The organism is Micromonospora sp. NPDC048887 (genome assembly GCF_040649715.1).
Classification (GTDB): domain Bacteria; phylum Actinomycetota; class Actinomycetes; order Mycobacteriales; family Micromonosporaceae; genus Micromonospora.
This window is the reverse complement of record NZ_JBEZGA010000016.1, coordinates 30,814-47,298: the sequence shown is the minus strand read 5'-3', so window position 1 is coordinate 47,298 and position 16,485 is coordinate 30,814. Positions and strand designations below refer to the sequence as shown.

General features: G+C 72.3%; 14 protein-coding genes and 2 tRNA genes. 9 read left to right on the top strand and 7 right to left on the bottom strand.

Translation table 11 applies throughout. From position 1 onward, the window contains the following. Positions 1-158: 158 nt before the first annotated feature. The gene (locus tag AB0C17_RS22780) at positions 159-1,430 is read right to left on the bottom strand and encodes a zinc-dependent metalloprotease (RefSeq protein ID WP_357472390.1); all 1,272 of its coding nucleotides are present in this window, start codon (positions 1,428-1,430) and stop codon (positions 159-161) included. A gap of 115 nt (positions 1,431-1,545) precedes the next feature. Here AB0C17_RS22780 and AB0C17_RS22775 point away from each other — a divergent pair, with 115 nt between their 5' ends. The 4 genes from AB0C17_RS22775 to AB0C17_RS22760 all read left to right on the top strand — a co-directional run bounded on the left by AB0C17_RS22775 (position 1,546) and on the right by AB0C17_RS22760 (position 6,166). Continuing rightward, a complete protein-coding gene (locus AB0C17_RS22775; RefSeq protein ID WP_357383663.1) occupies positions 1,546-2,559 on the top strand; it encodes a PDZ domain-containing protein in 1,014 nt (337 codons plus the stop codon). A gap of 128 nt (positions 2,560-2,687) precedes the next feature. Continuing rightward, positions 2,688-5,687 (top strand): UPF0182 family protein, encoded by a 3,000-nt coding sequence (locus AB0C17_RS22770; RefSeq protein WP_357480353.1) that lies wholly within the window; start codon positions 2,688-2,690, stop codon positions 5,685-5,687. A gap of 173 nt (positions 5,688-5,860) precedes the next feature. Then, positions 5,861-5,934: transfer RNA gene (locus AB0C17_RS22765), tRNA-Met, on the top strand. A gap of 155 nt (positions 5,935-6,089) precedes the next feature. Then, positions 6,090-6,166: transfer RNA gene (locus tag AB0C17_RS22760), tRNA-Met, on the top strand. Between the two features lie 38 nt (positions 6,167-6,204). On the opposite strand, the gene AB0C17_RS22755 is transcribed toward AB0C17_RS22760, so the two are convergent. Both AB0C17_RS22755 and AB0C17_RS22750 read right to left on the bottom strand, forming a co-directional pair. Further along, entirely contained in the window at positions 6,205-6,780 is a 576-nt protein-coding gene (locus tag AB0C17_RS22755) for a TetR/AcrR family transcriptional regulator (protein WP_357383667.1), read from the bottom strand. Continuing rightward, positions 6,767-8,299 (bottom strand): MFS transporter, encoded by a 1,533-nt coding sequence (locus AB0C17_RS22750; RefSeq protein WP_357383669.1) that lies wholly within the window; start codon positions 8,297-8,299, stop codon positions 6,767-6,769. The genes AB0C17_RS22755 and AB0C17_RS22750 overlap by 14 nt, the downstream gene beginning before the upstream one ends. A gap of 138 nt (positions 8,300-8,437) precedes the next feature. Between AB0C17_RS22750 and AB0C17_RS22745 the strand changes: the two genes are divergently transcribed. After that, positions 8,438-8,686, top strand: coding sequence for a hypothetical protein (locus AB0C17_RS22745; RefSeq protein WP_013475255.1), 249 nt, complete (start codon positions 8,438-8,440; stop codon positions 8,684-8,686). Between the two features lie 42 nt (positions 8,687-8,728). Here AB0C17_RS22745 and AB0C17_RS22740 read toward each other — a convergent pair whose 3' ends face one another. After that, on the bottom strand, positions 8,729-10,051 hold the full coding sequence (locus AB0C17_RS22740; protein ID WP_357383672.1) for an extracellular solute-binding protein: 1,323 nt from the start codon (positions 10,049-10,051) through the stop codon (positions 8,729-8,731). Between the two features lie 122 nt (positions 10,052-10,173). On the opposite strand from AB0C17_RS22740, the gene AB0C17_RS22735 reads away from it, so the two are divergent. Next, on the top strand, positions 10,174-11,007 hold the full coding sequence (locus AB0C17_RS22735; RefSeq protein ID WP_357383674.1) for a phosphoribosylaminoimidazolesuccinocarboxamide synthase: 834 nt from the start codon (positions 10,174-10,176) through the stop codon (positions 11,005-11,007). 3 nt (positions 11,008-11,010) lie between these two features. Here AB0C17_RS22735 and glpK read toward each other — a convergent pair whose 3' ends face one another. Then, positions 11,011-12,495 (bottom strand): glycerol kinase GlpK, encoded by a 1,485-nt coding sequence (glpK, locus tag AB0C17_RS22730; RefSeq protein WP_357480350.1) that lies wholly within the window; start codon positions 12,493-12,495, stop codon positions 11,011-11,013. Between the two features lie 64 nt (positions 12,496-12,559). Here glpK and AB0C17_RS22725 point away from each other — a divergent pair, with 64 nt between their 5' ends. Then, on the top strand, positions 12,560-13,498 hold the full coding sequence (locus AB0C17_RS22725; protein ID WP_357383678.1) for a ribose-phosphate pyrophosphokinase: 939 nt from the start codon (positions 12,560-12,562) through the stop codon (positions 13,496-13,498). A gap of 10 nt (positions 13,499-13,508) precedes the next feature. Here AB0C17_RS22725 and AB0C17_RS22720 read toward each other — a convergent pair whose 3' ends face one another. Next, the gene (locus AB0C17_RS22720; RefSeq protein ID WP_357383680.1) at positions 13,509-13,976 is read right to left on the bottom strand and encodes an ATP-binding protein; all 468 of its coding nucleotides are present in this window, start codon (positions 13,974-13,976) and stop codon (positions 13,509-13,511) included. Between the two features lie 115 nt (positions 13,977-14,091). Between AB0C17_RS22720 and AB0C17_RS22715 the strand changes: the two genes are divergently transcribed. Then, positions 14,092-15,213, top strand: a complete 1,122-nt coding sequence (locus AB0C17_RS22715) for a DUF5931 domain-containing protein (protein WP_357480347.1) — start codon at positions 14,092-14,094, stop codon at positions 15,211-15,213. Further along, positions 15,210-15,857 (top strand): response regulator transcription factor, encoded by a 648-nt coding sequence (locus tag AB0C17_RS22710; RefSeq protein WP_357383684.1) that lies wholly within the window; start codon positions 15,210-15,212, stop codon positions 15,855-15,857. Before AB0C17_RS22715 ends, AB0C17_RS22710 begins: the two co-directional genes overlap by 4 nt. A gap of 4 nt (positions 15,858-15,861) precedes the next feature. On the opposite strand, the gene AB0C17_RS22705 is transcribed toward AB0C17_RS22710, so the two are convergent. Beyond that, positions 15,862-16,434, bottom strand: a complete 573-nt coding sequence (locus AB0C17_RS22705) for a DUF5709 domain-containing protein (RefSeq protein ID WP_135241906.1) — start codon at positions 16,432-16,434, stop codon at positions 15,862-15,864. Between the last annotated feature and the right edge of the window lie 51 nt (positions 16,435-16,485).

Sequence of the window (16,485 nt, the reverse complement as noted above, 5' to 3'; positions counted from 1 at the left end):
AGTTGTGGCACCTGACAGAAGCCGCCTTCGGGACATCCTGGGCGCCACAGCTCCAAGATCGACGGTGAGATGGGCGGGGTGGGGTGGCGGGCGGGGCGGGGGGTGGGACGTGGACGGGGCCCGCACGGTGATCCGTGCGGGCCCCGTCGCGTACTGCGTCAGCGCTTGTCGTCGTCCTCGCCGGGGGCCTTCTCCTCCGGGGCGCCGGGGGCGGAGAAGTCGAAGTTCGCCAGCTCGTCGTCGAGATCGGTGCTGGTCGTGGCGAACGCCTCCGGGGCGGCGAAGTCGTCGTCGGAGGGCAGCAGGTCCGGGTGGCCCCAGACCGCGTCCCGCCCGGCGATGCCGCGGTGCTCGGTCAGCGCCGCCCACAGCACCGACGCCTCGCGCAGCCGGCGGGGCCGCAGTTCGAGGCCGACCAGCGCGGCGAACGTCTGCTCGGCCGGGCCACCCGCGGCGCGGCGGCGGCGGAACGCCTCGCCGAGGCGTACCACGTTGGGCAGGCGGTCACCGGCGGCGCTGTCGACGACGTGGCAGACCCAGCCCTCGACCAGCGCGAGCACTGTCTCCAGCCGGGCCAGCGACGCCTTCTGCGCGGGCGTGTCCTCCGGCGTGAAGATGCCCTCCAGCGCGATCGCCTGCATCGACTCCGGGTCGGTCGGGTCGACCCGGCCCATCGCCTCCTCGATCGCCTCCCGGTTGACCCGGATGCCGGCGGCGTAGTTCTCCACCGCCGTCAGCACGTGCCCGCGCAGCCACGGCACGTGCTGGAACAGGCGCTGGTGAGCGGCCTCGCGCAGGGCCACGTAGAGGCGTACCTCGTCCTCGGGCAGCTCCAGGCCCTCGCCGTACACCTTGATGTTGGCGGGAACGAGCGCGGCGGTGCCGGCGGGGCCCAGCGGCAGGCCGATGTCACCGGCGGAGAGCACCTCGGCGGCGAGCGAGCCGAGCGCCTGGCCGAGCTGGCCGCCGAAGAGGGCGCCGCCGAGCGTGGCGACCATCGACTGCATCGGGCCGAGCTGGGCGCGGGCCTCCGGTGGCACCAGGTCGCCCATCGCGCCGACCATCCGGCTGGCCACCGGGTCGCAGAGCTTGCGCCACACGTCGAGCGTCTTGAAGATCCACTCGTTGCGGTTCCAGGCGACCGAGGTGCGGATGCCGGAGGGCCACGAGGTCGCCGGCTCCAGCCAGAGGTCGGCGATGCGCAGCGCCTCCTCGACCGCGTTGCGTTCGAACGGCGACACCGCCGGGTCGCCGGCGGCGGCGAGCTGACTGGCGGCCACCTGACGGGCGAGGTCCCAGTTGACCGGCCCGCTGCCCGGCGCCGAGAGCAGGTGCTGCAACTGCGACATGAACTGCTGCATCGCCGCGGGGTCGTTGGGGTCTGGTGGTTGACCACCCGGGAGCGCGAAGCCGAACGGAATATCAGGCACGACGTCTACGGTACGCGGGGCCCGCCGCAGGTCGGGCCACTCGGCGTTGCGCTGAGGGCGAAGTCCGCCGGTCACCGCGCCGGATGGCGGGGGTCGGATCGGTACGCTCTGGCGCATGAGACGTCGCGGCGTGACCGTCCTCCTCGGTGCCCTGCTCACCGCCCTGCTCAGCATCGGTGTGCTGAGCGTGCCGCTGCCGTACGTGGTGCTCGGCCCCGGTCCGACGGTGAACACGCTGGGCCGCGAGGACGGCAAGGAGGTCATCCAGGTGACCGGCCGCGCGACGTCCACCTCCGCCGGTCAGCTCCGGCTCACCACTGTCGGTGTGCAGCCGACGGTGCGGCTCCGGTCGGCGCTGGCCGGATGGTTCTCCTCGGACGAGGCGGTGGTGCCGCGGGAACTGGTCTACCCGCCGGGGGAGTCGCAGGAGGAGGTCGAGAAGCGCAACGCGGAGGACTTCCAGAACTCGCAGACCAGCGCCGAGACGGCGGCGCTGCGCCAACTGGGCTACCCGGTCAAGGTGCTGGTCAAGGCGGTCACGCCGGGCGGCCCGTCGGTCGACGTGCTGCGGCCCGACGACGTGCTCACCTCGGTCGACGGGGTGCAGGTGACGAGCGCGGCCAAGCTCACCGAGCTGATCCGGTCCAAGCCGGCGGGCACCGCGCTGAAGATCGGCTACACCCGGGGCGACACCCCGGGCACCGCCACTGTGACCAGCCGCGAACAGGACGGCCGGCCGCGCATCGGCGTGGAGATCGACCAGCAGCAGCCGCACCCGTTCAACCTCAAGATCGACCTGGGTGACATCGGCGGTCCCAGTGCCGGGCTGATGTTCTCGCTCGGCATCATCGACAAGCTGGAGCCGGCCGACCTCACCGGCGGGAAGATCATCGCCGGTACCGGCACCATCGACGACGAGGGCCGGGTCGGCCCGATCGGCGGCATCGCGCAGAAGCTGGTCGGCGCCAAGGACGCGGGCGCGAAGGCGTTCCTGGTGCCCGCCGACAACTGCGCCGAGGCGGTCCGCAACCCTCAGCCGGACCTGCCGCTGCTGAAGGTCGCCACGCTCGACGAGGCGTTGAAGGCGCTCGAAACGTTGCGGTCCGGGGGCCAGCCGACGCGCTGTTGAGGCGGGCCGGCCGGCGGCCACCGGGCGGATCGTGACGTGACCTTGACCCGACGTGCTCAGGAACACCCCGTACTCTTGGTGCCTGGTCGGAGCCGATCACATCGAGCGTGCGGAGCCAAACAGTGGTCATGCGTAGCAGTCCCTTACCGAGGATGAGCCGGCGCGGACGCGTCACCATCGGTGTCCTGATCGGGGTGTTCGTCTTGTTCACCCTCCTCGGGTGGGGCGTCAACGCCTGGACCGACTGGCTCTGGTTCGACGAGGTCCGCTACACCCAGGTCTTCACCGGCGTGCTCGCCACCCGGCTGCTGCTGTTCCTGGTGGTCGGCGTCGGCATGGCGCTGATCGTCGGCGGCAACTTCTGGCTGGCGTACCGGCTGCGGCCCCGGATGCGTCCGCACTCGGCCGAGCAGGCGACGCTGGAGCGCTACCGGATGCTGCTGAGCCCGCGGCTCGGCACCTGGATCGCGCTCGCCGCCGCCGTCGTCGGGCTGTTCGCCGGCCTCTCCGCGCAGAGCCGGTGGGCCCAGTGGCTGCTGTTCCGCAACGGCGGCGACTTCGGGGTGAAGGACCCGGAGTTCGGCGTCGACGTCGGCTTCTACGTCTTCCAGCTCCCGTTCTGGCGCTACCTGCTCGGCGTCGGCTTCACCGTCGTGGTGCTGTCGCTGCTCGGCGCGCTCGCCGTGCACTACATCTTCGGCGGGGTGCGGCTCCAGGGCGTCGGCGACCGGATGACGAACTCCGCCCGCGCCCACCTCAGCTCGCTGGTCGCCGTGTTCGTGCTGCTCAAGGCCGTCGCCTACGTGCTGGACCGGCGGGCCATGCTGCTGGAGTACAACGAGGGCGCCAAGCTCTACGGCGCCGGCTACGCCGACGTGAACGCGCTGCTGCCGGCGAAGGAGATCCTCGCCTGGATCTCGATCGTGGTGGCCCTGGCGATCATCGTGTTCTCCAACGCGGTCATGCGGAACCTGGTCTGGCCGGGCATCTCGCTCGCCCTGCTCGGCGTGTCCGCGGTGGCGATCGGCGGCATCTACCCGTGGGCGGTGCAGACGTTCGAGGTCAAGCCGAGCGCCCGGGACAAGGAGGCGCCGTACATCGAACGCAGCATCAAGGCCACCCGGTCCGCGTTCGGCCTCGACGGCACGAAGACCACGCCGTACGCGGCCAGCAACCTCGTACCACCCGCCAGCCTGGCCACCGACACCTCGGTGGTGTCGAACATCAGGCTGCTCGACCCGCAGCTCGTCTCCGAGACGTACACGCAGCTCCAGCAGGTCCGTGGCTTCTACGACTTCGGCTCGAAGCTGGACATCGACAGGTACTCGGTGAAGGACAAGACCTCCGACTACGTGGTCGGCGTCCGTGAGATCAACTACGGCGAGCTGACCGACCAGCAGAACAACTGGATCAACCGCCACACCGTCTACACCCACGGGTACGGCCTGGTGGCCGCCCCGGCGAACCAGGTGGTCTGCGGCGGCCAGCCGTACTTCGTCTCCGGCTTCCTCGGCGAGAAGGCGCAGGAGGCGTGCTCCGCGCCGACCGAGGAGATCCCGGCCCAGCAGCCGCGGATCTACTACGGCGAGCGGATGGAGGCGAACGACTACGCGATCGTCGGGCAGAACGGCGACCGCAACGTCGAGTTCGACCGCCCCACCTCCACCGGCGGTGAGCAGTACTACACCTACACCGGCGAGGGCGGCGTCAAGATCGGTTCGTTCCCGCGCCGGCTGCTCTACGCGATCAAGGAGCAGGAGTCGAACTTCCTGCTCTCCGAGGCGGTGAACGAGAACTCGAAGCTGCTGTACGTGCGCAACCCGCGCGACCGGGTGGAGAAGGTCGCGCCGTTCCTCACGCTCGACGGCGACCCGTACCCGGCGGTCGTGAACGGGCGCGTCCTGTGGATCATCGACGGCTACACCACCGCGGCGACCTACCCGTACGCCGAGCGGGTCAACCTCCAGGCCGAGACGGCCGACGAGCTGACCGGCCGGGGCACGTTCCAGCTCGCCCGGGAGAACGTCAACTACATCCGCAACTCGGTGAAGGCGACTGTCGACGCGTACGACGGCACGGTCAAGCTCTACTCGTACGACGACGCGGACCCGGTGCTCAAGGCGTGGAACAAGGCGTTCGGCGGTGACGTGGTGCTGCCCAAGGGCGACATCCCGGCCGAGCTGGCCGAGCACTTCCGCTACCCGGCCGACCTGTTCAAGGTGCAGCGCAACCTGCTCACCAAGTTCCACGTCACCGACCCCGGCGACTTCTACTCCGGCCAGGACTTCTGGCAGGTGCCGAACGTGCCGGACGCGCCGGACAGCGGGCAGAAGCAGCCGCCGTACTACCTGTTCACCCAGTTCCCCGGGCAGGAGGGGCCGCGCTTCCAGTTGACCTCGGCGGTCACCCCGAACGGGCGGCAGAACCTGGCCGCGCTGGTCTCCGGGTCGTACGTCGACGGGCAGCCGAGACTTGAGGTGCTGGAGCTACCGGACCAGACCCGGATCTCCGGGCCGACACAGGTGCACCAGCAGATGACGAACAACGGCGACATCCGGCAGCAGCTCAACCTGCTGTCGTCCAACCAGGCACAGGTGCAGTACGGCAACCTGCTCTCGCTGCCGTTCGCCGACGGCATGCTCTACGTCGAGCCGGTGTACGTGAAGAGCAGCAGCCAGGATGCGTACCCACTGCTGCAGAAGGTGCTGCTCTCCTACGGTGACGGCGGCTCGTACGTGGTGCTCGCCAACAACCTCAGCGACGGCATCAAGCAGCTCGTCGAGCAGGGCAAGCGGGCGCCGAACAACAACCCGCCGCCCAGCACCGACGACAGGCCCACGCCCGACAGCCCCACGCCGTCGCCGACCGCGGGTGACACCAACACGCCGCCGGTGAGCGGGGAACTGGCCCAGGCGGCCGCCCGGGTGCAGACCGCGATCGGTGAGGTCAAGGCCGCGCAGGCGTCCGGCGACTTCGAGCGGTACGGGCGGGCGCTGAAGGCGCTGGACGAGGCGATGAGCGCGTTCCAGCAGGCCCAGGCCGCGTCGAACGGCTCGGGCAACCCGGCGCCGTCGGGCAGTGTCTCGCCACCGGCGCCGACGTCACCCGCGCCGTCACCGGGCGGCTGACGCCCCGGCCGACAGCACGAGCCGACACCACGAGCCCGTGGTCCGGGACCGCAACGGTCACCCGGGCCACGGGCTCGTCTCGTCTCGTCCGTCGAGCGGGACGCCCGGCCGCGTCGCCACCGGGTACCCGTTTTGCGCCTCACCGGGTCGGTGCGCTACGGTTGTCGAGCCGACGCGGGGTGGAGCAGCTCGGTAGCTCGCTGGGCTCATAACCCAGAGGTCGCAGGTTCAAATCCTGTCCCCGCTACTCGTGACGAAGGCCCCGGAGTTCTCTCCGGGGCCTTCGTCGTTTCGCCCGGCAAGCGCCACCAGCCGGCCGCGTCGCCTTTCCGCCGGCCGCGCGCCGGATCGGGGGACCCGGCTGATCTCCAGGATCGGAGTGCGATAAGCTGTACGAGCCGACGCGGGGTGGAGCAGCTCGGTAGCTCGCTGGGCTCATAACCCAGAGGTCGCAGGTTCAAATCCTGTCCCCGCTACCAAAGTTCAGGCCCGGAATCCACGGATTCCGGGCCTGAACTCATTCCGGGGCCGTCTCGGTGAGGACGAGCAGTTCCGCACGGGCCAGCCGGAGCTGTTCGTCAGTGACATAGGCGGTGCCGATGGCGATGGCGAGCCCCTCCGCGGCGTACCGGACGGCCCAGACCCGGCCCGGTGGCAGGCCGTCGGCCTCGAAGGCACGGTTCCAGCGTGCCGGGTCCTCGGGGTCCACCGCCAGCACGTGCTCCATGCTGTCGACCCCGAGTTGGGCGAGCAGGCCGGTGGCGCTGCCCAGTTCCGCCAGGTACGCGCTGTCTCCGGTGAGGGCGCGCACGTAACCACGGGTGAAGGCGCCCGGCCGCTCGTCGCCGCTGTCGACGTGGGCGTTCACCTCTTCCCAGACGCGTGTGACCACCTGCTCGACCAGGGCGGCGAGCAGGTCCTCCCGGGAGGGGAAGTGGTGCATCAGGCCGCTCTTCGTGACGCCCGCCTCCCGGGCGACGGCGGCCAGGCTGACGTTGGCGCCGTGGCGGGTGATCATCCGTTCGGCGGCGTCCAGCACCGCTCGCCGGGTGCGCGCACGATCGCGGATGGGACGACGTTCAGTGGTCGACACGTGCACCTCCAGGAGACACGGGCTCGGAGGGAATGATCTTCCAGGCCACTACCGAGGCGACCACCAGGATCACGGCGGCGACGAAGGTGGCGGACTGCATCGCCTGGGCGAACGCGTCCTGCGCCGCGGCCACCACGCCGGGTGCCGGTGCCCCGTACACGGCCGCCGCCAGGGAGTCCTCCGCCAGTGCCCGATCGGCGGCGGTGGCCTCGGCGGGGAGGGCCAGCGACGAACGGTAGAGCAGCCCGTGCAACGAGCCGAGGACCGCGATGCCGAGCGCGCCCCCCAGCTCGTACGCCGTCTCGGCCACCGCCGAAGCGGCGCCCGCGCGCCGCTCCGGGACGGCGCCGACGACGGCGTCGGTGGAGAGGGTCATGGCGACACCGATGCCGAGCCCGATGACGGCGAGGCCGATGCCCAGCCCCCAGTAGGTCCGGAGGTCGACGCTGAGCCCCATGACGGTGAGCCCGGCGGCGGCGACCAGCAGTCCCAGCCCGATCGCGCGGCCCGCACCGAGCCGCGACAGCAGGACGCCGATCAGCGCCACGACGAGCACCGCGGCGAGTGTGCCGGGCAACTCGGCGACGCCTGCCTTGAGCGGGCCGAAGCCGCGAACCAGTTGCAGGTACTGGGAGAAGAAGAACAGCAGCCCCAGGAACCCGAAGATGGCCAGCACGTTGGCGGCGAGCGCACCCGAGAACGCCGGCACCCGGAACAGTGAGACGTCGAGCAGGGGCACCGCCAGGCGGTTCTGCCGCCGTACGAACCACCATCCGGCCAGCAGCCCGACGGCGGTGGCCGTCACGGTGAGCGCGTCGACCCCGTCGCTGAAGAGGCGCTTGAGGGCGAAGACCAGCGGGACGATCGTGGCGATGGACAGCGCCGAGGAGCCGACGTCGATCCGGGCCGGCGCCTCACCCTTCGACTCCGGCAGCAGCAGCCATCCCGCCACCAGCGCCAGCACCATCACCGGCACGTTGATCAGGAAGACCGATCCCCACCAGAAGCGCTCCAGCAGCACGCCGCCCACCAGCGGGCCGAGCGCGGCGCCGGCGGTGGCCCCGGCCGACCAGAGCGCGATGGCCCGGGCCCGCTGGGCGCGATCGGCGAACATCGACCGGACGATGGAGAGCGTCGACGGCATCAGCGTGGCGCCGGCCAGGCCGAGGAGGGCGCGGGCCGCGATCAGCACCTCCGGGGTGGTGGCGAAGGCCGCCAGCACGGACGCCGAGCCGAACCCCACGGTGCCGATCATCAGCAGCCGCTTGCGACCGATCCGGTCGGCGAGGTTGCCCATCGTGATCAGGAGCCCGGCGAGCACGAAGGCGTAGATGTCCCCGATCCACAGGATCTGGGTGGCGGTGGGCCCGATGTCCTCCGTCAGCGACGGGACCGCGAGGTAGAGGACGGTCCCGTCGACGGCCAGGAGGAGGACCACGAGAACGAGCACCACGAGGGCCGCCCACTCCCGCTTTCCGGCAAGGGCCCGTGCGGAGGTCGAGGGCAGGGAGGAAGTCACCAGGGAACCCTAACAGTCCAAATGGACGGTTAATCGTGAGTCGGGCCACGCGGACTGTGCCGGCGACCCCGCGCCGTGTCCGGCGACATCCGCCCTGTCCGCCGTGCCCCGGTTGCGGGTCTCGGCGAGGATGGGGGCATGTCTGCATGGAACAAGTGGTGGGGCCGCCTGGGCGCGGTCCTCGGTACGGTCGTGCTCTCGGTCTTCGTGCCGGTCGCGGCCTGGGCGTCGAGCGGTACCGGCGAGATCGTGGTGGAGGCGGCCCGCCGCCGCTCCCGTGGTGGGTTCGGCATCATCGGCCTGCTCTGCTGCCTCGTGGTGGTCGGCGGCATCGTGCTGCTGGTGGTGCTGCTCACCCGCGGCCGCCGCAACCGGCCCCCGCGCTGACGCCCCTGCCCACCCCGCCCACGCCGGGCGGGGTGGGGCGGGTCACCCGGCGAGAGCGGTGTTGGCCTGGGCCATGAAGCGGGAGGTGGCGGTGCGGGCGCCGGCCCGCTTGGCGCGGATGCTCTCGGCCGCCTCGATCAGCAGCGTGCGCACCGCCGCGTGCCCCTTGGGCGGCGGCGCGGGCGACGGGCCGGCCAGATCCGCCAGCTCGGCGCCGAGCGCGGCCATGCGCCTCTCGGCCCGGCCGGTCACCTCCTCGGCGACGAACGAGCGCACCTGCTTGCTGGCGTTCAGGCCGCGTTCCAGGCCGAGGAGACGGCCGGCCGCCACGTTCGTGGTCAGGAAGTCGAGCACGTCCACCACCGCCCCCGGGTGGCGGGTGCCCCGGAAACCGGCCCAGTACATCGACGCGCGCGGCCACTGCGCGGCGGGCGTGCCCGGGAAGGCGACCGCGCCCAGCTCGTCGTCGGTCAGGCCCTGCAGCTCCGGCAACTGGTGCGACCAGGCGAAGGAGGCGGCGGTGTGCCCGGTGACCACGAGCTGGCGGGCCAGCTCGCCGCTGTCGGCCTGCTCGACCAGGGCGGCGCTCGGTGTGGCCCGGTCGAAGCGCGCCACCTCCCAGAACTCGAACCAGGCGAGCAGTTCGGCGGAGCTGAACCCGAGCTGCCGCCCCTGGTACAGCTCGCTGCCCTGGCCGCGCAGCCACAACCAGAACGCCCGGTAGTCGCCGGAGGCGTCCATGGTGCCGGCCACCCGGTTGCCGGAGGCGCGCGTGACCCGGGCGGCCCAGGACGCGTACTCCTTCCAGGACATCCCGGTACGCGGCTCGGGCTGGCTTAGCCGGCGCAGCAGCCGGCGGTTGAACACCAGCGCCGCGCTCGTCTGCGCGGCCGGCACACCGACCGTCCGCTCGTCCACCTGGCCGTAGCGGGCCAGTTGCTCCGGCACCTCGCGCAGGTCGAGCCGCTTGTCGGCGACGTACCGGGTGAGATCGAGCAGGATGTCCCGGCCGGCGTACTCGGCGAGCAGGGTGTCGTCGATCTGGAACAGGTCCGGCGGGTTCCCGCCGGTGGCCTGGGTGGCGATCCGGTCGTAGTAGCCGCCCAGCCCCTGCCAGGTGACCCGGAAGCTGACTCGCGGGTTCTGCTGCGAGTACAGCCGCAGCGCCTGCTCGGTGGCCGCGGCCCGGCGGGCGCCGCCCCACCAGAACACAGACAGCTCGATCGGGCCGTCGTCGGCGGCCACCTCGTCCGGGCCGCACCCGGCGAGCACCGGCAGCCCGGCGGCCAGCGGCAGCCCGGTGAGCGCGCCGAGGAACCGTCGCCGGTCGAGCCCGGGACGGGGTACGGACTGCGGAGCGCGCACGGGGTCTCTCCCGAAGGTGGGGTGAACGGATCATTTCACCGGCCCCCGCCCGGGTGTCAACGCCGGGCGGGACGGCGGTGGGCGCGCCGGGCGGTCCACGCCGGTCATGGTGTACTAGCGCCGTGGAACTTCTGCACTCGGGCAAGGTCCGGGACGTCTACGCCGACGGCGACGACCTGATCCTGGTCGCCACCGACCGCGTCTCCATCTACGACGTGGTGCTGCCGACCCCGATCCCGGACAAGGGCCGCCTGCTCACCGCGCTGTCGCTGTGGTGGTTCGAGCAGCTGTCCGACCTGGTGCCGAACCACGTGATCTCCGCGACGGACGTGCCGGCGGAGTTCGCCGGCCGGGCGATCCGCTGCCGGCGGCTGGAGATGGTGCCGGTCGAGTGCGTGGCCCGGGGCTACCTGACCGGCGGCGGCTTCGCCGAGTACCAGCGCACCGGCTCGGTCTCCGGGGTGCCGCTGCCCCGCGGCCTGGTCGAGGCGTCGATCCTGCCCGAGCCGATCTTCACGCCGTCGACGAAGGCGCCGAAGGGCGAGCACGACGAGCCGATCACCTACGAGCAGGTGGTGGACAAGGTCGGGCCGGAGGTCGCGGAGCGGCTGCGGCAGATCACCATCGACGTCTACCGGCGTGGCGCGGAGATCGCCGCCGAGCGGGGGATCCTGATCGCGGACACGAAGCTGGAGCTGGGCTGGGCGCCGGACGGCACGCTGGTCCTCGGCGACGAGGTGCTCACCTCCGACTCGTCCCGGTTCTGGCCGGCCGAGTCGTACCAGCCGGGCCGCGCCCAGTTCTCCTACGACAAGCAGTACGTGCGGGACTGGGCCACGGCGAGCGGCTGGGACAGGCAGCCGCCCGCGCCGGAGGTGCCGGCCGAGGTGATCGAGGCGACCCGGGCCCGCTACGTCGAGGTGTACGAGAAGCTCACCGGCAACCGCTGGGACTGACGCTCAGTCGGCCCAGTCGAGCGTGCGCTGGACCGCCTTGTGCCACTGGCGCAGCTCGCGCTCCCGGTGCGCCGGGTCCATGGTCGACTCCCACTGCGCGTCCGAGCGCCACTTCTCGCGCAGCGTGGCCAGGTCGGGCCAGAACCCCACGGCCAGACCGGCGGCGTACGCGGCACCGAGGCAGGTCGTCTCGGTGATCCGGGACCGGACCACCGGCACGTCCAGCACGTCGGCGAGGAACTGCATGAGCAGTTCGTTGCCGGTCATCCCGCCGTCGACCCGCAGCCGCCGCAACGCCACGTCGGAGTCGGCGTTCATCGCGTCCACCACCTCGCGGGTCTGGAAGGCTGACGCCTCCAGCACCGCGCGGGCCAGGTGCCCCTTGGTGATGTAGCCGGTCAGCCCGGCGACCACGCCCCGGGCGTCGCTGCGCCAGTGCGGCGCGAACAGGCCGGAGAAGGCCGGCACCACGTAGCAGCCGCCGTTGTCGTCGACGGTGCGGGCCAGCTCCTCGACCTCCGGTGCGGTGGAGATCAGGCCGAGGTTGTCGCGCAGCCACTGCACCAGCGAGCCGGTGACCGCGATCGCGCCCTCCAGCGCGTACGCGGCGGGCTGACCCTCGATCCGGTACGCCACAGTGGTGAGCAGGCCGTGCCGGGACGGCACCGGGCTGGCGCCGGTGTTGAGCAGCAGGAAGCTGCCGGTGCCGTAGGTGCACTTGGCCTCGCCGGGCTGGAAGCAGGTCTGCCCGAACAGCGCCGCCTGCTGGTCGCCGAGCGCGCTCGCCACCGGCACTCCGGCCAGCACCCCCTGGGCGGTGCCGTACACCTCGGCGGAGCTGCGGATCTCGGGCAGCACGGCGGCCGGGATCCGCAGCGCGTCGAGCAGTTCCGGGGCCCAGTCGAGCGTCTCCAGGTCCATCAGCATCGTGCGGCTGGCGTTCGTCACGTCGGTGACGTGCCGGCCGGTCAGCTTCCAGATCAGCCAGCTGTCCATGGTGCCGAACAGCACCTCGCCGCGTTCGGCGCGCTCGCGCAGCCCGTCGACGTGGTCGAGCAGCCAGCGCAGCTTCGGGCCGGCGAAGTAGGTGGCCGGGATCAGGCCGGTGCGGGTCCGCAGCCGCTCCTCGTCGTACGTCTCGGTCAGCTCGCGCAGCAGCGGGCCGGTGCGGGTGTCCTGCCAGACGATCGCGTTGGCCACCGGGCGGCCGGTCGCCCGGTCCCACACCACTGTGGTCTCCCGCTGGTTGGTGATGCCGACCGCGGCCAGCGCCCCGGTGCCGATGTCGGCGCTCGCCAGCGCCTCGCGTACCACGTGCTCGACGTTCGTCCAGATCTCCTCGGCGTCGTGCTCGACCCAGCCGGGCCGGGGGAAGATCTGCCGGTGCTCGCGCTGGGCCACGGCGACGATCTCACCAGCCCGGTCGAAGACGATGCAGCGCGAGGACGTGGTGCCCTGGTCGATGGCGGCGACGAACTCTGCGGTCACGGCAGCACCGTACCCGCCGTGACCGCCCACCGTCTCCCTCCGGCGACCCGTACGATCATCAGACGTGCGTGACATTGCCGTGTTCAGCGGGACCGCCCACCCGGACCTCGCCGCCGAGATCTGCGCCCACCTCCACGTTCCACTGCACCCGGTACGGGTGTCCCGGTTCGCGAACGACTGCCTGGAGGTGCAGTTGCAGGCGAACTGCCGGGAGCGCGACGTCTTCCTCATCCAGCCGCTGGTGCCACCGGTGCAGGAGCACCTGGTCGAGCTGCTGCTCATGATCGACGCGGCCCGGGGCGCGTCGGCCGCGCGGATCACAGTGGTGCTGCCGCACTACGCGTACGCCCGGTCGGACAAGAAGGACGCGCCGCGCATCTCCATCGGCGGCCGGCTCGTCGCCGACCTGCTCACCTCCGCGGGCGCGGACCGGGTGCTGGCCATGACGCTGCACTCGCCGCAGGTGCACGGCTTCTTCAGCGTCCCGGTGGACCACCTGCACGCGCTGCGCGAGCTGGCCGCCCACTTCAAGGGGTACGACCTGAGCAACGCGGTGGTGGTCTCGCCGGACCTCGGCAACGCCAAGGAGGCCGCCGCGTTCGCCCGGATGCTCGGCACGCCCGTCGCGGCCGGGGCCAAGCAGCGTTACAGCGACGACCGGGTGCAGATCAGCACGATCATCGGCGACGTGACGGACCGGGACGTGATCGTGCTGGACGACGAGATCGCCAAGGGCAGCACCGTGATCGAGCTGATCTCGCACCTGCACGAGCGGCGGGTCCGTTCGATCCGGCTGGCCTGCACGCACGGCCTGTTCTCCAGCGGGGCGCTGGAGCGGCTGAGCGCACAGGAGGGCGTACTGGAGATCGTCTGCACGAACACGGTGCCGATCCCGGTCGAGAAGCGGGTGCCGAAGCTTGAGGTGCTGTCGGTGGCGCCGGCACTGGCCGAGGCGATGCGGCGGATCCACAACGGGGAGTCGGTGAGCGCCCTGTTCGCCTGACGGGCCGGGGTCAGCCCTCCAACGGGCCGGTGACGGGCTGCCGGGTGGTGAGCGCGGCGGTGATCCGGACGACGGTGCCGGCGTCGCCGCTGTCCACCTCCATCGAGTCGCTCAGCTCCCGGGCCAGCCAGAGACCCCAGCCGCCGGCGGTGTCCGGCGCGGGCCGGTCCCGGTCGCGCAGTCGCCGTTCGCTGATCCCGGGCCCGTGGTCGGCGACCTCGCAGACCAGGTCGTCGCCGCGCTGCCAGAGCCGCAGCCAGCCCTGCCCGCCGCCGTGCCGGACCGCGTTGGTGATCAGTTCGTTGACCGCCAGCACGAAGTCGTCCAGCCGTTGGCCGGACAGGCCCGCGCCGTGCGCGTGTGCGGTGACCGAGTGCCGCAGCCCGGTCACCTGCGCCTGGTCGAAGGCCGTGGCGAGAAGCAGGGAAGGTTCGATGGGCACAACCGTACGCGGTGCGGGGAGTTCTGCGTCTGTCATGACCCCGTCCCGACGATGGTTCTCGACGACTTTCGCGGCATTTCCACCGTACGTCAGGGTTTCTCGGGCCGCACCGGCCGGGGTGCCCTGGACGGGCTGTGACAGGGTGGCGCACATGCCGTCGTCCTCCGGCCTCGAGGGCCCGTTCTGGCGATCGATAGCGGTGTTCCGCTTCGCCGCGCTCGCGTACGTCGGACTTGTCGTGCTGCGTGACGCGGGCCGCTACGCGCACCCGGTCGCCGCGGGCGGTGTCCTGCTGGCGATGCTGGCCTGGAGCGGCGTGACGGCGGCCGGCTACGGCCGTCCGGCCGGGCGGCGCTGGCCGCTGCTGCTGACCGACCTCGGCGTGGTGCTGGCGCTCATCCTGGTCACCCCGTGGGTGATCGGGAGCGCGGCGCTGGCCGCCGGGGTGCCGATGCTGACCGCCGCCTGGCTGGCCGGGCCGGTGCTCGCCTGGGCGGTCGCCTGCGGGCGGCGTGGCGGCGTGGTGGCCGCGATCGTGCTCGGCGGCGCCGACCTCGCCACCCGGGACCGGATCAGCCCGTCCGCGCTGACCGGTGCGATCCTGATGCTGCTGGCCGGTGTGGTGGTCGGGCACGTGGCGCGGCTGGCGGTGGAGGCGGAGGAGCGGTTGCAGCGGGCGGTGGAGCTGGAGGCGGCCACCCGGGAACGGGAACGGCTGGCCCGCGACATCCACGACTCGGTGCTCCAGGTGCTGGCGCTGGTCCGTCGACGCGGCGCGGAGCTGGACGGCGAGGCGGCCGAGCTGGCGCGGCTGGCCGGCGAACAGGAGGAGGCGCTGCGGGCGCTGATCGGCCGGGCGGGGGCGGCGCCGGACCCGGCCGGGGCCGAGCAGGACCTGCGTGACCTGATCGACAGGTACGCCTCGGCCACGGTCGGGGTGGCCGCGCCCGCCACACCCGTGCCGCTGCCGGCGCGTACCGCCGGTGAGCTGGCCGCGGCGGTCGGCGCGGCGCTCGACAACGTGGCCCGGTACGCCGGCGGGCGGGCCTGGGTGCTGATCGAGGACGAGGAGGAGACGGTGACCGTCTCGGTACGCGACGAGGGACCGGGCATCCCGGAGGGGCGGCTGGCGGAGGCCGCCGCGCAGGGGCGACTCGGGGTGGCGCAGTCCATCCGGGGCCGGGTGGCGGACCTGGGCGGGGAGGTGCGGATCGCCTCCGCGCCCGGCGCCGGCACCGAGATCGAGCTGGTCGTGCCGAGGAGTCGCGGATGAGCGTCCGGGTGATGGTGGTCGACGACCACCCGATGTGGCGTGAGGGCGTGGCCCGCGACCTCACCGAGGCGGGCCATCAGGTGGTGGCGACAAGCGGTGAGGGGCGGCAGGCGGTACGGGTGGCCGCGGCGGCCCGCCCCGACCTGGTCGTGCTCGACCTCCAGTTGCCGGACATCTCCGGCGTCGAGGTGATCCGGGGCCTGCGCGCCGCGCTGCCCGACGTGCGGGTGCTCATGCTCTCGGCCAGCGGGGAGCCGCAGGGCGTGCTCGACGCGGTGAAGGCCGGCGCCACCGGCTACCTGGTCAAGTCGGCCGCCCCGGCGGAGTTCCTGGACGCGGTGCGCCGCACGGCTGCCGGTGAACCGGTGTTCACGCCCGGCCTGGCCGGGCTGGTGCTGGGGGAGTACCGGCGGCTGGCCGCCGCGCCGCCCGACCCGGACGACGACGCACCCCGGCTCACCGAACGGGAGACCGAGGTGCTGCGCCTGGTGGCCAAGGGGCTGTCCTACAAGCAGATCGCCGACCGGCTGGGCCTGTCCCACCGGACCGTGCAGAACCACGTGCAGAACACGCTGGGCAAGCTCCAGTTGCACAACCGGGTCGAGCTGACCCGGTACGCCATCGAGCGGGGCCTGGACGGCTGAGCGGTCAGCGCGCCTCCGGCGGCCGGGTCTCGTGCACCGCCAGCTCCTCCGCGCTGGCCCCGCCGCCGGCCGCCCCGGCGTCGTAGGCGACGTTGTCGGTCTCCTGGTCGGTGTGCGCGCCCTCGTCCGGCTCGACCAGCCGGCCCACCTGGTGGTCGGCGACGGTGCCAAGCTGCCCGTGGTCGTACACGGAGACCGGGGAGTTCGGGTCCGAGACCGGGCCCGGGTCGATCACGTCGGCGTCGAGCTGGGCCTGCGCGGCGGCCTCCTCGCTGTCCGCCTCGGCGGCGATGTCCGGGTCGACCGGGCCGGCGAGCGGATCGTCCGCGGGGCGCTCGTACCGCTCGCGCTGGAGCTTGTAGTCCAGCGACTCGCCGTCGAGCTGCTCCTCCGCCGTGGTGCCGAACTGGTCCACGGCGACCGGCGTGCGGTCACCGGGGAGCTGGGCCGGCTCGGGGCCGTCCGCCTCGCGCCCGGTCAGCACGTCGTCGTTCGCGGTGGAGTCGTCGTCGGCGGTGTCGGGCAGGCCCGCCGCCTCGGGATCGGACACGGGGGTGGGGTACTCGTCGTCGCGCATGCTCGGCATCTACCCACTGCGCTCCCCGCACTAACCGCGACCGGCCGGGTG

Excerpts from the sequence above, each read along its gene's own strand:
- AB0C17_RS22775 (WP_357383663.1), top strand. The coding sequence starts at position 1,546 with ATGAGACGTCGCGGCGTGACCGTCCTCCTCGGTGCCCTGCTCACCGCC.
- AB0C17_RS22770 (WP_357480353.1), top strand. The coding sequence starts at position 2,688 with ATGCGTAGCAGTCCCTTACCGAGGATGAGCCGGCGCGGACGCGTCACC.
- AB0C17_RS22745 (WP_013475255.1), top strand. The coding sequence starts at position 8,438 with ATGTCTGCATGGAACAAGTGGTGGGGCCGCCTGGGCGCGGTCCTCGGT.
- AB0C17_RS22720 (WP_357383680.1), bottom strand. The coding sequence starts at position 13,976 with ATGACAGACGCAGAACTCCCCGCACCGCGTACGGTTGTGCCCATCGAA.
- AB0C17_RS22715 (WP_357480347.1), top strand. The coding sequence starts at position 14,092 with ATGCCGTCGTCCTCCGGCCTCGAGGGCCCGTTCTGGCGATCGATAGCG.
- AB0C17_RS22710 (WP_357383684.1), top strand. The coding sequence starts at position 15,210 with ATGAGCGTCCGGGTGATGGTGGTCGACGACCACCCGATGTGGCGTGAG.
- AB0C17_RS22705 (WP_135241906.1), bottom strand. The coding sequence starts at position 16,434 with ATGCGCGACGACGAGTACCCCACCCCCGTGTCCGATCCCGAGGCGGCG.